Origin of the sequence: Kosakonia radicincitans DSM 16656 (assembly GCF_000280495.2) — a bacterium.
GTDB classification, from domain to species: Bacteria; Pseudomonadota; Gammaproteobacteria; order Enterobacterales; family Enterobacteriaceae; genus Kosakonia; species Kosakonia radicincitans.
The window spans coordinates 871,475-886,555 of the sequence record NZ_CP018016.1 but is presented as its reverse complement, the minus strand read 5'-3'; the positions used below and the strand labels follow the sequence as shown (position 1 = coordinate 886,555).

General features: G+C 44.7%; 12 protein-coding genes. 10 read left to right on the top strand and 2 right to left on the bottom strand.

The window, feature by feature from the left end:
- Positions 1-8 precede the first annotated feature (8 nt).
- Positions 9-521 carry a P-loop nucleotide/nucleoside kinase family protein gene (locus Y71_RS04460; RefSeq protein ID WP_007370285.1) on the bottom strand — a complete coding sequence of 171 codons (513 nt, stop codon included), beginning with the start codon at positions 519-521 and terminating at the stop codon, positions 9-11.
- Positions 522-551: 30 nt separating this feature from the next.
- Positions 552-1,445 (bottom strand): oxidoreductase, encoded by an 894-nt coding sequence (locus tag Y71_RS04455; protein WP_007370284.1) that lies wholly within the window; start codon positions 1,443-1,445, stop codon positions 552-554.
- Positions 1,446-2,410: 965 nt separating this feature from the next.
- On the opposite strand from Y71_RS04455, the gene Y71_RS04450 reads away from it, so the two are divergent.
- The 10 genes from Y71_RS04450 to Y71_RS04405 all read left to right on the top strand — a co-directional run bounded on the left by Y71_RS04450 (position 2,411) and on the right by Y71_RS04405 (position 15,076).
- Positions 2,411-3,367, top strand: a complete 957-nt coding sequence (locus Y71_RS04450; protein ID WP_007370282.1) for an HlyD family secretion protein — start codon at positions 2,411-2,413, stop codon at positions 3,365-3,367.
- A complete protein-coding gene (locus Y71_RS04445; RefSeq protein WP_007370281.1) occupies positions 3,364-4,275 on the top strand; it encodes an ABC transporter ATP-binding protein in 912 nt (303 codons plus the stop codon). Before Y71_RS04450 ends, Y71_RS04445 begins: the two co-directional genes overlap by 4 nt.
- Entirely contained in the window at positions 4,272-5,414 is a 1,143-nt protein-coding gene (locus tag Y71_RS04440; protein WP_007370280.1) for an ABC transporter permease, read from the top strand. Before Y71_RS04445 ends, Y71_RS04440 begins: the two co-directional genes overlap by 4 nt.
- Positions 5,415-6,184: 770 nt before the next feature.
- Entirely contained in the window at positions 6,185-6,742 is a 558-nt protein-coding gene (locus Y71_RS04435) for a fimbrial protein (protein ID WP_007370279.1), read from the top strand.
- 56 nt (positions 6,743-6,798) lie between these two features.
- Positions 6,799-7,470: a fimbrial biogenesis chaperone gene (locus Y71_RS04430; RefSeq protein WP_107147143.1), complete on the top strand. Its 672-nt coding sequence runs from the start codon at positions 6,799-6,801 to the stop codon at positions 7,468-7,470.
- 91 nt (positions 7,471-7,561) lie between these two features.
- Positions 7,562-10,063: a fimbria/pilus outer membrane usher protein gene (locus Y71_RS04425; protein WP_035942068.1), complete on the top strand. Its 2,502-nt coding sequence runs from the start codon at positions 7,562-7,564 to the stop codon at positions 10,061-10,063.
- A gap of 20 nt (positions 10,064-10,083) precedes the next feature.
- Positions 10,084-11,049, top strand: coding sequence for a fimbrial protein (locus tag Y71_RS04420; protein WP_007370275.1), 966 nt, complete (start codon positions 10,084-10,086; stop codon positions 11,047-11,049).
- Positions 11,050-11,276: 227 nt separating this feature from the next.
- Complete coding sequence (locus Y71_RS04415) at positions 11,277-11,618, top strand: hypothetical protein (RefSeq protein ID WP_035889618.1); 342 nt, start codon at positions 11,277-11,279, stop codon at positions 11,616-11,618.
- A 67-nt stretch (positions 11,619-11,685) separates the two neighbouring features.
- Complete coding sequence (locus Y71_RS04410) at positions 11,686-12,969, top strand: HlyD family secretion protein (protein WP_081120700.1); 1,284 nt, start codon at positions 11,686-11,688, stop codon at positions 12,967-12,969.
- Positions 12,962-15,076 carry a peptidase domain-containing ABC transporter gene (locus Y71_RS04405; protein ID WP_007370272.1) on the top strand — a complete coding sequence of 705 codons (2,115 nt, stop codon included), beginning with the start codon at positions 12,962-12,964 and terminating at the stop codon, positions 15,074-15,076. The genes Y71_RS04410 and Y71_RS04405 overlap by 8 nt, the downstream gene beginning before the upstream one ends.
- Positions 15,077-15,081 lie beyond the last annotated feature (5 nt).

Here is a 15,081-nt window from a genome sequence, read left to right as displayed (position 1 = left end):
TGAAGACATCATAACCTTGTTACGGGATTGTGAATATCGTGACGCAAGATATGAAATCCTTCTTCAGCACCCGGCTCAACAAAGTAGCGGGTGATCGCTTCAAACTGTGCATCAGAAGCAGCAAAATCATGGTTACCCGCCGCATTCCGCCGCCGCAATCGCGCTTTGCACTCCTCGTCAGCCACCGGCAAATAGTGCAGGCAATGCGCTGCGCCCGAAGTGTGAATCAAAGACATCATCCACTGGCGACTGGCAAGCGTATTAGCAGGAAAATCCAGCACGACGCTGACACCCGCTTTAAGCAGTGCAACGGTATGCGGACCGATAGCGCTCCTGAGTTTTTCCGAGTAGTGAACGTAGTCCCCTACGCTGCTCATCACATCCTTAAACAGCAACGCCAGCCAGCGATCTTCACTTAAGAGCACGGTGCCCGGTGTTTTTGCCAGCCCAGCGGCAAGCGTTGATTTACCGGACGCAATTTTGCCGCACAGGATATGCAGAGTTGGTGCAGAATGCGCCATCGTTTCTCCTTTATATATACGCGACTTTTATCAACCTGGCCCGTCGCTGGCCGCCGCAAGCAACGGCACAATCAGATCGCTTAACGGCGTTGGAATACCCTGCTTCCGCCCGTACCGCTGTATAACGCCGTTACGGATATCCCACTCAAGCACTCGTCCGGCCTGGCGGTCAGCGAGAATAGAGGTACCCAGATCCGCCGGTGCACGATGAAAAACATCAACGATCTCCTGCGGCACGTCATCACTTAATACCGCACCTTCCGCACGCGCCACCGCAAGACATTCGCGTAAATAAGCTAATGCCACCTCTGTGATATCGGAGCGTGAAAACATTCCGGCGCGACGCCCTGACAGCACCATCAAGCCCGCAACCGCATTCTGCAACAACTTGCGCCATGCAATAGAGGTGAAATCAGCAGCGAGATCGACTTCACAGCGCGTGCCCTGCAACACCTCGACCACACGTTGGGCCGCTGGCGTATCAGGCAATGTCAGGCGCGGCTTAGCACGCAGCCAGACAGAAGCATCGGGTTCTCGCTGCGCAGGAAACCATACCACTGATGGCAGAATCGTCGCACCTGCAACATAAGCGGCAAATTGTAATTTCTGCTCAACGCCATTTTGTAACACGCAAACCACCGTATGCTCGTCGCACAAAACATTCAGCCAGGCCGCGGTGGCGTCCAGTTGCGTTGTCTTCACTGCGACAAACACCAGATCAAACGGCTGTTTGATTTCGGCAGGCTCGGTCAACACCGGGCCCGGCACAATAATGCGCCCCTCGTCAAAACGTAATTCGAGCTGAGGATACGCCGTACGTCCACAAATTACAGGAGTTCGACCTACTTCGTGCAGGGCCGCAACCACAGTCGTTCCGATGGCCCCCGGCCCAATGAGGGCCACTTTAGGATTTTCAGAAATCATGAACTTCCTCCAGATGATCTTTCACTGCCCTTGCGTCTGTATAAAAGGATGAAAAACAATACCACCGGCAATCAACGCGGTGACAGATGCTCTGCTTATCACGCTCAAATCGGCATTGTCTGGTGGTTATGAATACGCTTAATCTAATACAACTTTTTTACAAGTTTACGCCAGATGCTCTCAGCCGCCCCTTGTTTCGATAACGCGTCAAAGGCCTGTGGTCAGCAATGGGCTCATGACAGGATAGAGAGAAAAGCGTCAACAACATATTCGTATTTATTACCCATTCATTTGCTCGAAAAAATCTTAATTATTAGTTCTTAAAACCTCATAACCAATTACAGACAAATAATTAAGAACCATTTAAAAAATCATATCAGTTTAGATTTGTAAAATATTCGTAACTATATAAAATCATGATAGAAAAAACGTCATAATAAACATCTGCGCATCATTCCAGTATGTCTGTAAATGCTGTGAATGAAGTTTAATTTAATTGATCTCGTTACTCCGCCTGTAATATCATCCTGGTATTGCAACAGCTAAATTGTTACTACTCTGTTTTTATTGATGTCGAAAACAGAGCTTGTCCCTATTGACATTTGACAAGGAAGATATTTGTGGGAGTATTCAATTACAAAGATCACGGAGAAGAAGAAACAGCGCATTATTTTATAACACACTGATAATGTTAACAAAGCATGACAATAATACTGATGATGGTTTCGCTGACAACCTGGGGTTTTATGTTCCCACGAACAACCTTTGTTACGAATTGATGGAGCGCAGAGTGGCTCACTTTTATTGAGTATCGACGCTCACGCTCCCGACCTTGATTCGGAATCTATGTTAATTGAAGCGATGAATAACTCAGACTGGCCCGCAGCATCTGAAAAAAATCGAATAACATTACCAGTCTGAATAATACACCTAACATTTACTGAATTTATGAAATAATTAATGCTATGAAACTTTTTTCTCATAAAATGACCGCCATATATTGTATGGCATTGGTTTTTATCACTGGTTGCCGTGATGAAAATAAAAAAAATCTGCAAGGGTATATTGAAGGTGAATTCGTCTATATTTCGTCTGAAAGTTCCGCGCTGATTTCAAAAGTGATGGTTAAGCGTGGCCAAAATGTAGCTGCAGGACAAACGTTGATTGTTCTGGATGATGATTATGAAAAAAAACAGGTCGAAATAGCGAATCAAACGCATGCAAGCGAGGTCTCGACTCTGGCCGATCTGGGTAAAGGCGGTCGCGATACCGAACTGGAAATTCTGAAAGCACAGCTCTCACAGGCGCAGCATGACGCCGAAGTGTCCCGTTCGAAATTTGGCCGCTACCAGAAGCTGCAATCCAAAGGCTACGTGTCCGAGCAGGAACTTGAGCAGTCCGAGGCAGATAACAAAATGAAATGGGACAGAGTGCAGGAATTGACCTCCCAACTGAAAAATAAATCCCTGCCTTCGCGCGTCGATCAAATTGAGGCTCAAAAGGCCAGAGTGGAAAGTTCTTTATTACAGGTCAAACAGAGCCAAATCGCGCTGAACAAACGCATTTTACGCAGCACCGGTAGCGCCAAGGTTTACGACATTATGTATCACACTGGCGAAGTGGCCTCACCTGGCGCGCCACTCATCTCATTACTGCCGGAAGATACCATTAAAATCCGCTTTTTTGTCCGCACCCCTCAGCTTTATAAAATCGCGCAGGGTATGCTAATCGCAGTCAAAATCGAAGGCCGTGAAGAACCGGTGCCAGCAAAAGTGACCTATATTTCGCCCAAAGCCGAATTCACGCCACCGGTTATTTTCACCTCTGCGCACAAAGAGCGAATGGTCTTTATGATCGAAGCGATGCCGATCGAACCGGATGAAAAGCTCCATCCGGGTCAGCCCGTCGAGGTCATATTATGATGGATTATTGCATCAAACTTCAGAACGTGAATAAGTCATTCGGCTCCAGGCATGTCGTGAAAGATCTCACGCTGAATATCCCTACCGGTAAAATCACCGGTTTTCTCGGGCCAAATGGCAGCGGGAAAACAACAGCAATGCGCATGATGTGCGGGCTACTGAAGCCGGACAGCGGTTCAGGTAGCTGTTTTGATTTCGATATTTTTAAGCAGCGAGAGTCCATTAAACCGATGATCGGTTATATGACGCAGTATTTCTCACTGTGGGAAAATCTTACGGTCCGGGAAAACCTGCTATTTCTGGCCAAAATACGGAATATTCCCCAACCGATAAAACGCGTCGAAGAGCTTATTAACGAATTTGCTCTACAGCGCTTTCGGGATGTTCTGACGCACCATTTATCCGGCGGCTGGAAACAACGCGTCTCGCTCTCGGCCAGCATCTTGCACGATCCGAAGATAATATTGCTGGATGAACCGACGGCGGGTGTCGATCCCTATGCCCGCCGGGAATTCTGGAAAATTTTGCATTATCTTTCCAGCAAAGGCATGACGATTCTGGTCAGCACGCACTATATGGACGAGGCTGAACGCTGTAACCATCTGGCGTGGATGTCCTATGGTAATTTGCTGGCTTCTGGTTCGGCCGAAAGCATTATTCAATCCCAGGGGCTGACAACATTCGCTATTAAAGGTCCGAATCTGCACGATCTGGAATACCGCTTCAGCGATATCGACGAGATCGAACAGACAGTGATCTTCAGCAACACGCTGTTTGTTACCAGCAAACAGAGCAACACACTTAATACTATTGTTGGCGCCTTGCCCGATAACTACCACGTTGAAAAAACTGCCACCACACTTGAAGATTCGTTCGCACATTTGATGAAACAGGCTGTACCAATATGAATAAATTAAAATTGATATACGAGCGCGTCATGGCAATTATCGTGAAAGAGCTCTTCGAGCTACGCCGCGATAAGGTCAGCTTGCTGATGATCTTTGCGATTCCGTTAATCAACCTCTGTATTATTGGTTTTTCGGTAAATACTGACCCTAAATTTGTACGCACCGCGCTGATCGATCACGACGTCTCTTCCTTCAGCCGTACGCTGGTAACCGGGATGACCAATACGGATTATTTTGCCATCCAGCGGGTTACCAGTGAGCAAGAGGCCGATAAGCTATTTCGTGAAGGTGCAGTGCAGTTGGTCGTCATTATTCCAGCCGGGTTTTCCAGAGATCTCATCGCCGCCAGGAAGCCACAGCTGTTAGTCCAGACCGATGCCAGCGATCCCGCTGCCACAGCAAACGCTACACAGGCACTGACAACATTGCTTAACGATGTGTTCAGACACGATACGAAAAACTTACCGGGTCTGCAAAAAGAGAACATACAGTTGGTCGATGTTGTAGTGCATAAACTCTATAACCCGGAGGGAATAACCCGTCTAAATATTGTACCAGGGCTTGCGGGGGTCATACTCTCCATGATCCTGATTCTGATGACCAGTCTTTCCATCATTCGTGAAAGAGAGAAAGACTCCATCATGCACATCATCAATTCGCCAGTCACCGCATGGGAAATCATGCTGGGTAAGGTTTTCCCCTATTTTTGTGTTGGTCTGTTACAAGCTGCGTTTATCGTTATGATGGCGGTTTATGTCATGGATGTTCCGATCATGGGATCGTTTATTTCCCTGGCATTGCTGCTAACGATCTTCATCATTCTCTGTCTGGCAATCGGCGTCATATTTTCTACGGTCACGAAAAGTCAGCTCCAGGTGATGCAACTGGCTTCATTTTACTTTTTATTATCGACCATGCTTTCCGGTTTCATGAACACGTTCTATGGCATGCCTTTCTGGTCGCAACTGTTGGGTTCAGTGCTTCCGCTCACATATTTTTTACGCCTTGTCAGAGGGATTATACTGAAGGGTTACGCTCTGAATGAAATGTCACCTGATTTCATGTCGCTGTTATTTCTTACCGTATTCTTATCGTTACTCTGTTGCATTCTTTTTCATCGTGTGGTTAAAAAGCTCTAGATCATCATTGGTAAACGCATTATCTGCTCTTATTTTTCCCCGTCCATAATATGGTTGTGTGTTGAGCACACCAGTCAATAATGCAGAAAATAACTCAAGCATCCGTTATGAAAATACTTATCGGATGCCTGGCACTCGTCCAGCCTCCCTTCTATATCAGGCAATCAAATCACACTTATCACCTCTTCAGTTATCACACGAGCTTCATCACTTGCCTTTTTAACAAACTATGAATAGCCGCAAATCAAAATTACCCCAGTCAAACAAAATCATCTTCTGCAAGACGCTATAATTTGGTGCATTAATATTTTCCGCCAAAGAATACCATTCACTATAATAACCAAACAAAAAGTAATATTTAGTTCGTAAACCATTATGAAATGACCTTAAATAAATATAAAACACACGTATAAAAAATCCTGCACGCCCCCTCCACAACTTAATCTAGCTATTGAAAATGAAGATATTTTTTAGATAAGAACCAATACAGACAATTGTGACCAGATAATAATTTTCTTAAAAATAGAACAACTAAGAAAAGACATCTTTGCAATATAAAAAACTGCATATAGAATTCTCACTGCAATCACGAGATGATTCTTCGAAATGTAAAATATCGTAGCTGCAAATCATAATGCCGCATAAAAGAATGCGACAATAAAAATGATAAAACAGCCTGCGATTATCTCTGACGCGCTACACAAATATATCTTTTATATACCTGATGATAATCATTAGATTCGTCATCTTTATTAAACAAGGACTATGTTATGAAAAATCTGAAAACTACCGCACTGGCATCATTTGTTGTACTGGCATTATCTTCTATTTCTTCTGTAAGTGCAGCTGACGGTACAATTAACTTTACCGGTGAAATTACCGATGCAGGTTGCAACACTTCCGTTAACGGTTCAAGCGCTACGACTGGCGACGTTGATATGGGTAAAGTTGTAAAAACTTCCTTTAAAGGCGTTGGTTCAACTGTTGACGGTTCTGCAAGCAGCACTGGCTTCACCATCGAAATGGATGACTGCCCGTCTACCATAACGTCTGTAACCTTCAAGTTTGATGGTCAGAACGAAAATGGCGACGACACTGTACTTGCTCTGACCGCAGGCGCTAATTCCGCTACCGGCGTTGGCATCCAGTTGTACGATAAAGATCGTAATGTTATCCAGCTGGCTAAAGCTTCCGCACCGTACACCATTACCAACACTGGCGCAGGCAGCACCAACTCCCTGCCGTTCTACGCCAAATACATCCAGACTCAAAATACGGTAACCACCGGTCCGGCTAACTCTGTTGCGACCTTTACCGTTAACTACTAATCACCTTTGGCCTGTTCTCGTGAGGGAACAGGCCTCTTTTTTAAAAGATGTTAACCATGCTCAAAATATCTGCATATGCACTTTCCCTTATTTTTTGCTGCGCTTCGGCACAGGCTGGCGTGGTGCTTGGCGGTACGCGCATCATTTATGAAGAAGGGAAAAAAGAAGTCTCCATCGACATCGAAAATAAAGGGTCAGTGCCTTATCTCATTCAATCCTGGGTTGAAAATCAGGATGGAGTGAAAACCGGTGATTTTTTAGTAACTCCGCCATTATTTCGCCTTGACGGTGATAAAAAAAATGCGTTACGTATTTTTAAACTGGTAAAAGAACTCCCAGTCGACCGGGAATCGCTCTTTTTCCTTAACGCAAAATCTATTCCAGGCGGCATGCCGGACAGCAACACGTTGCAGATTGCAATCCGCAATCGTTTAAAACTTATTTATCGCCCTACAGCTTTGAAAAAAGAAACACCAGAGAACCGAACTGAGGAATTAATCTGGAGCAGAACGGGTAATAAATTAAAAGTCACAAATCCTGGTCCGTATTATCAGAATTTCATGTTTATCAAAATCAATGATAAAGACATTGAGCTGAAAGATAAAAACTATGCAGCCCCTTTTACAGATACCTGGTTTGATATTGGTGCCATCAATGGTAATCAAATTAGCTGGAAAATCATAAATGATTATGGTTCGGCTGGCCCTCTCCACAGGAAAAACTTATAGTAATACATGAGGTTATAAAAATGAAAGATGAGTCTTTCAGCGCCAATTATAAGACGGGGTTAAGCCTGTTGATTCGCGTTACTCTTGTGTCATTTTTTTTTCAGATTGTGTCGCAGCCAAAAGCTTCTTCAACCCTGAATTTTTAAAAAATAGCGATCAGCAAAATGAAGTCGGCGACCTCTCTTATTTTGACATGGGATTGCGCCAGATCCCTGGTACCTACCGTGTTGACATTTGGTTAAATGGTAAAGCAATTGAAACAAGTGACGTTGAATTCAGGGCCCAGAAAGATGAAACAAGCGATGCTATTGAGCTGTCTCCTTGCCTTAATCTGCAAAAATTGATTTCATTAGGTTTAAATGAAAATTACATCAAGCAGAATGCATGGCTGGCAAAAGACCCTCAGCGTTGTGATATTCTTTCACTTATTCCAGAAGCTACGGCACAGTATGATACGGAACACCAACGTCTTAATTTAAGCATACCTCAAGCCGCATTAGTCCGTAAAAACCTGAATATTGTTCCTCCTGAACAATTTGATCAGGGGATTCCGGCATTTCTGCTAAATTATAAATTTCTGGCCAGCCAGACAAGTTCCAGGCAAACCTCTGCCAGACAGGATAGTTACCATCTGAACCTGCGGCCAGGTCTGAATATTGGAGCATGGCGTTTACGTCATTATTCTACCTGGTCAAGAACAACCGATAATTATCGAAATAATGATTCGTGGGATAACATTTATACCTACGCGCAGCGCGATATTATTCCGTTACGTAGCTCTCTCGTTTTAGGACAGAGTACGTCACCCGGGGATATTTTCGACAGCGTTGGTTTTACGGGTATGCAACTGGCAACAGACGAGACAATGTCTCCCGAAAACGTTACTGGCTATGCTCCAATCATCCGGGGTATTGCTAAAAGTAATGCCAAAATTGTTATTCGACAAAACGGTTACCAGATTTATGAAACTTATGTTTCTCCTGGTGCATTTGAAATTGATGATTTGTACCAAACGAACTCTAATGGCGATTTACAAGTTACCGTCCAGGAGTCCGATGGTAGTCAGCAAATCTTCACGGTGCCTTACGCCTCGCTACCCATCATGCGCCGGGAAGGCAGTCTCAAGTACAGCCTGACCTCTGGTGTTTATCGCACCTATGACAACAGTATTGCTAAAACGCCCTTTACACAGGCCAACGCCAGCTATGGTCTACCGTTTAATGCCACCCTCTACGGCGGGATTCAGGCTGCGTCGAAATATCAGGCTCTGGCTACCGGTATTGGGAAAAATATGGGAAAAATTGGCGCAGTATCAGTTGACGTGACGCAGGCGTGGTCAAAAAAACAGGATACCGATAAAAGTGATGGCCAATCCTGGCGTATTCGCTATAGCAAAAATGTTACCCAGACAGGTACTAATTTCGCTATTGCGGGTTATCGATACTCAACCTCTGGTTTCTATACGCTCGCTGATGTGCTGAATACGTACCGCGATGATCACCGCAGATATCAGATGTATCGTGTCAGAAACCGCACCGAAATGAATATCAACCAGAACATTGGCGATCGCCTTGGCTACGTTTCCGTAGGCGGGGTCGTTGAAGATTACTGGGATAATAACCGGCAAAACAGATCGATCAGTACCAGCTACAGCAATAGCTGGAACAACATTAGCTACAGCCTGAACTATAGCTACGTGCGATCCATACAGAACAGAGGGCATTTCGAGAAAACGTACAATGATCAGATAATTAGCCTGACGGTTAGTCTTCCTTTCGATCAGTGGCTGCACACAAATCATAGTCTCTATGCCTTTAATAACATGAATATCGCCAGGCCTGGTGAGGCCTCGTTTATGGCTGGTCTGGCCGGTACCGCGCTTGAAGAGAATAACCTCAACTGGAGCATCCAGCAGGGCTATGGGAATAAATCGAATGCCAGCGGCAACCTCGATCTCTCCTGGCAGGGAACGTATGGCGAACTGGTTTCCTCTTATGGTTACAGCCAGCAGTCACGCCGCTTCAGCTATGGCGCTTCAGGGGGAATGGTTGTCCATGAACGCGGCCTGACGTTAAGCCAGTCGCTTGGGGAAAGCGTGGCTCTGGTTGAAGCACCGGGAGCGGCGGGAACCAGTGTGTCAAATCATACCGGCGTGAAGACAGATTTCCGGGGTTATACCGTGGTGCCGTATGTTACCCCGTATCGCCTGAACGATATTGTACTTAACAGCGAGACGCTTCCCGATAACATGGAACTGAACAGCAACACTGCAACGGTTGTACCGACGCGCGGGGCGGTTGTGCGTTCAAGTTTTGCCGGAAAAGTGGGGATAAAAGGATTCATCAGATTACTGGACCGTTCAGGAAAAATTCTCCCCTTCGGTGCGACAGTAACGCTACAGGATGCAGAAAATAACGAGTCCAACTTCGTGGGTGAAGATGGGCAAGTCTATTTAACTGGTCTGAGCGAACAAGGTTCTCTTCTCGCGAAATGGGGCAATGAAGCCAATAAACAGTGCAAAGCTTCTTACGACTTCCGTGACACCCCTACGCCACCAACTGGCATCCAGCAAGTTGAGGCTATCTGCCAGTAAGATTTCAGGAAAGTTAATATATGAAGAGATATATTTTTATCACATCCGTAGTGATGTTATCACTATTCCATTCTGCTTCGTCCTGGGCTGTTGGATGTCGAGCCATAGCTTCTGGCATGGGAGTGGAAGGTAATAAGCTCGAGTACCGTCTGAATAGTCCATTAATTGCCATTGATCCTAATGCCCCCATAGGGGAAATATTATGGACCCGCAATATAGATACTTCGGGAAGGAAATGGAGTTGCAATTCCACTGCGCAACGCCCCTATATTTCATCAATGGGCCCGGCATACTCGACGATTATTGGTAGCAATACAAGAGGGAATATTTATTCGACGGGTGTAGAGGGGCTTGGTATTCAGATCAGCGATCTCTACCAACCTAACAGAGTTGTTCCCAATAAAGCCTGGCCTACAGCACCACAAACCTCAGACTGGACAAGTAACAGTTACACGCGCATTGACTTTATTAAAGTTGGTAAGATTGGCTCCGGAAGTATGCCCAATGGTCCTGTAGCAACATATTCGATGGACGGGGTAACTGTTATGACAGTTTCTGCCTACAGTTCAACATTAAAATTTAAAAGTTGCACTATTGATGGCAGCTATAATCGCACGATTAACCTGGGAAAACTTAATTTGCGTGATATAAATCCAACATCTAAAGATGTTCCTTTTACATTAACACTCACCTGCCAGGCGGATTCTGTTCCTGCATATGTCCAGTTTGATGCGCTCCATGGCAGCAGCGGTGATGGTCTATTAAACATCGATTCAAACGTTGCCAATCCGGCGACAGGTGTTGCAGTAGAGATTGTTGATGCCTATAGCCACGTACCATTAAAATTTGCAAAAGAAACTAAATATCACTTGAACAACGAAACAGAAATTTATATCTCACTCGCTGCAAGGTACAAAAAAATCTCATCCATGATTACACCAGGCCAGGCTAATGCAGGGATGACTATTACAATTAACGAGCGTTAGCCTCTTTTTTAAAGTCTTAAACAACACACATGTTATTTAACAACAAGTATTTTCAGAGACTTCATTAAATATTAAATGGCTGGATTTCACAAAATTTAAGTTGTTTTTAAGATATGACATCCTGAAAATAACGACTATCAGCACGGGACTCATTACCGAACGCTGAATTTTGTCAGTTGAAAAATTTGCAATACTACAATTATCTGAAAACACACTTAAGGTAAACTATGAAAACATTATCTGTTCAAGACATGAATAATGTGTCTGGGGCTTATTCCTGGAATAACTGGACTTCTATTTTTAGTAACACTGTTGAAGCCATTGCAAGCGCAGCTATGGGCGCAGCTATGGGTTTTGCTGGTGGTGCCGCCATTGGTGGTAAACATGGTGGTGACGGCGGCGGTCTGCTGGGTATTGGTTCAATCGGACAGGGTGTTGGTATGATTGGCGCCGGTATTATCGGTAGCATTTCATGTGCAGTTGGCGCAACGATTGTAGGTTTCGACAAAACCTGGGAATATTCTAAAAAATTCCTGGATGGTCTTTTCAGCGGTACTTTTGTTCCGTGATTAAGTTTTAATCCTGAATCCAGGCCCGACATGTTCGGGCCTTTTTTAACCTCCAGGTAATATGCCAATGGGCCAGAAATTATTCAGACAAGAAGCCGTCGATCACCAACGAAGTTACTGGAAAGGCAAGGTCATTTTATTTAAAGGCGTATCACCTTTTATTATTTCAGCGTGCTGCATCGCTTTTATGGCAATTCTTATCGTCATGCTTTGCTTCTTTAAATTCACACAACGCATCGATGTTGTAGGTGAAGTGATTACCCTCCCCCATCCATTAAATATTTCATCACCTCAGATGGGTTTTATATCTCAACAATTTATTCAGGTTGGTGATACGGTTAAAAAAGGCGATATGCTTTTTGAACTGGATGTATCTAAAAGCACCAATGCGGGTAATGTATCCGATACGAATATTTCGATGATAAAGGCTAAAATTGCCAATGCCGAAGAAATCATCAATAAACTGAAAGTGAACAAAGATGATTTTATCGCTACAACAAAACGGCAAATCCAGCGTTATGAGCGTTCACTTGCGGAAACTGATGGGCTGCTAACTACGGCGAAGCAGGGTTTAACGAAAATGGAGGGCGCGCTTCAGAACTATAATCAGTACCTGAAGAAAGGGCTCATTAACAAAGATCAGTACAATAACCAGCATTCACTTTATGTGCAGCAGCAGAATGCCTTTCAGTCATTATCGACGCAGAAAATGCAGCTTGAACTACAACTCACCCAGTCGCGCAGTGATATTACGGTTAAATCTGCAGAACTGGATAACCAGATTGCATCGCAATATAACCAGCTGAGTGATTTCCAATCTCAGCTCATTGAAACGAATGCTAATGGAAAAATTCTGGTAAAATCGACCATTGCTGGCAGAGTGGAGTCCATTGCTGTTACTCCTGGCCAAATGGTTGATGCAGGAAGCAGTCTGGCCCAGATCAAACAATTAACAGATATTAAGTACTACTTATTATTATGGCTTCCCGATAACAGCCTGCCTTATGTGAAAATCGGCGACACTGTGAATATCCGCTATGATGCATTCCCTTCAGATAAATTTGGACAGTTCTCTGGAAAGATAAAATCAATATCATCCATACCGGCAACACGGCGAGAACTGTCTGAATATAGCGCAGGCCAGACCAACACCAATTCACAGCTTACACTTTACAAAGCAATAATAGATATCAAAGAAAATGAATTTATTTATAAAAATAAAAAACTAGCATTATCAAATGGCCTGAAAGCCAAAAGTATTGTCTTCATGGAAGAAAGACCATTTTATCAGTGGCTGTTCTCGCCCGCGTATAAAGTTGCACAGAGTTTGACAGGGCCAAAAAATGAATAAAGCCATTATTGATACTATATTTAAAAGAATCAATTTCTCCATTAGAAATAAAGTACCCGTTATTATTCAGTCTGAAGCGGCAGAGTGCGGCAATGCTTGTTTATCCATGATCTGCGGTTACTACGGTAAAAACATCGATCTCTTTAATTTTCGCAATCGCTATGGTTCGCCCGCGCAAGGGGCAACGTTAACCGATCTTAACCAGGTTGCGCAGACGACAGGGTTGAAAACACGCGCCCTCTCACTCGACATGGATGAAATAAAAGAGCTACGCCTTCCTTGTGTCCTGCACTGGTCATTGAATCACTTTGTGGTACTGGTCGCGATAAAAGGCAAACGTTTCGTGATTAACGACCCGGCAATGGGTCGGCGCGTTATTCATCAGAAAGAGATGTCTGAGAATTTCAGCGGCATCGCCCTCGAAGCGTGGCCCGACAGCCATTTTACACAGGAAAAACAGCGCTCGCGGCTCAACTTACTGGATTTAATGTGCAATATTGTTGGCCTGAAATCGGCGCTGAGTAAAATCTTTATGCTTTCCATTGTCATTGAGGCGGTCAACCTTCTCATGCCAATGGGCACGCAGCTGGTCACCGACCACGTTATCACCGCCCATGACAACAACCTGCTGCTGGTGATCTGCGCCGGGCTGCTGTTTTTTACCCTATTCAAGACCGCAGTCAGCATGATAAGGGCATGGGTATCTCTGAAGCTGAATACGCTAACCGATATACAGTGGAAGACCAGCTTTTTTGATCATCTGTTGAGTTTGCCGCTCGCCTTTTTTGAAAAGCGCAATCTGGGCGATATCCAGTCACGATTTTCTTCTCTGGATACCATCCGCGCCACCTTCACAAATAACATTGTGATGGGAACAATCGACTCCATTATGACCGTGGGCGTACTGATTATGATGAGTCTGTACGGTGGCTGGTTGGTCTGGGTCGTGCTCGGCTTTACCGTGTGTTACGCGGCAATGCGTATTATCACTTACAAATTTTACCGTACGATCAGCGAAGAGCTGATCGTTAAACGCGCGCGTTCGGGTTCCCATTTTATGGAGACGCTGTACGGTATTGCGACCATAAAATCACTGAACCTTAAAAACCGCCGTTCTCAGCACTGGCTCAATACCAATATCGACGTCAGCAACGCCAGCCTGAGGCAGACGCGCTTTGATATGTTATTCGGCGGTATCAATACTTTTATCAACTCTGTCGATCAGGTAGTTATTCTGTGGCTTGGCGCATTGATGGTAATGGATAACACCATGACCATCGGTATGTTTATGGCGTTTAACGCCTATCGTGGCCAGTTTGCCCAGCGCGCCTCGTCGCTTATTGACCTGGCAATGCAGTTCAAGATGCTATCGCTGCATAACGAGCGTATTTCAGAAATTATCTTCAGCAAACCGGAAGCGGAATCACCGCCGCGGAAAGTTTTCGAGGACAGCGCTGGCGTCCCGCTGCAGGTGCAGAATTTGTCGTATCAATATGACAAATTGACCAGGCCGGTGTTTTCCAATGTGAATATTACCGTTGCCGCGGGCGAATCCGTGGCATTAACGGGTGCCTCCGGAATTGGTAAAACCACTCTGCTGAAAGTGATGTCCGGCCTGCTTACACCCGATCAGGGAGATATTTTCGTCGGTGATTTTGACGTCAAAAAAATCGGTGTAAATAATTACCGCGCTTGTACTGCCTGTGTATTGCAGGAAGATCGCCTTTTTTCAGGTTCTATTGCCGATAATATTTCCGGCTTTGAAGATAATGCCGATCGGCAACTGATTATTGAATGTGCCATAAAGTGCAATATCCATGAAGAGATCATGCGCATGCCAATGGGTTACGAGACGATTATCGGTGAATTAGGCAGTGGCATCTCTGGTGGTCAGAAACAACGTTTATTGATCGCTCGTGCACTTTATCAGAAACCTAATATTTTATTTATGGATGAGGCCACCAGCCATCTTGATGCAAATAATGAAAGAATGATTAACAACGCGATTGAGTCATTAAATATTACGCGCATTATTGTGGCTCACCGTCCGTCTACTATTGCCTGTGCAGACAGGGTTATTGATCTTTCCAAAATATCATCGCTATAAAGGAG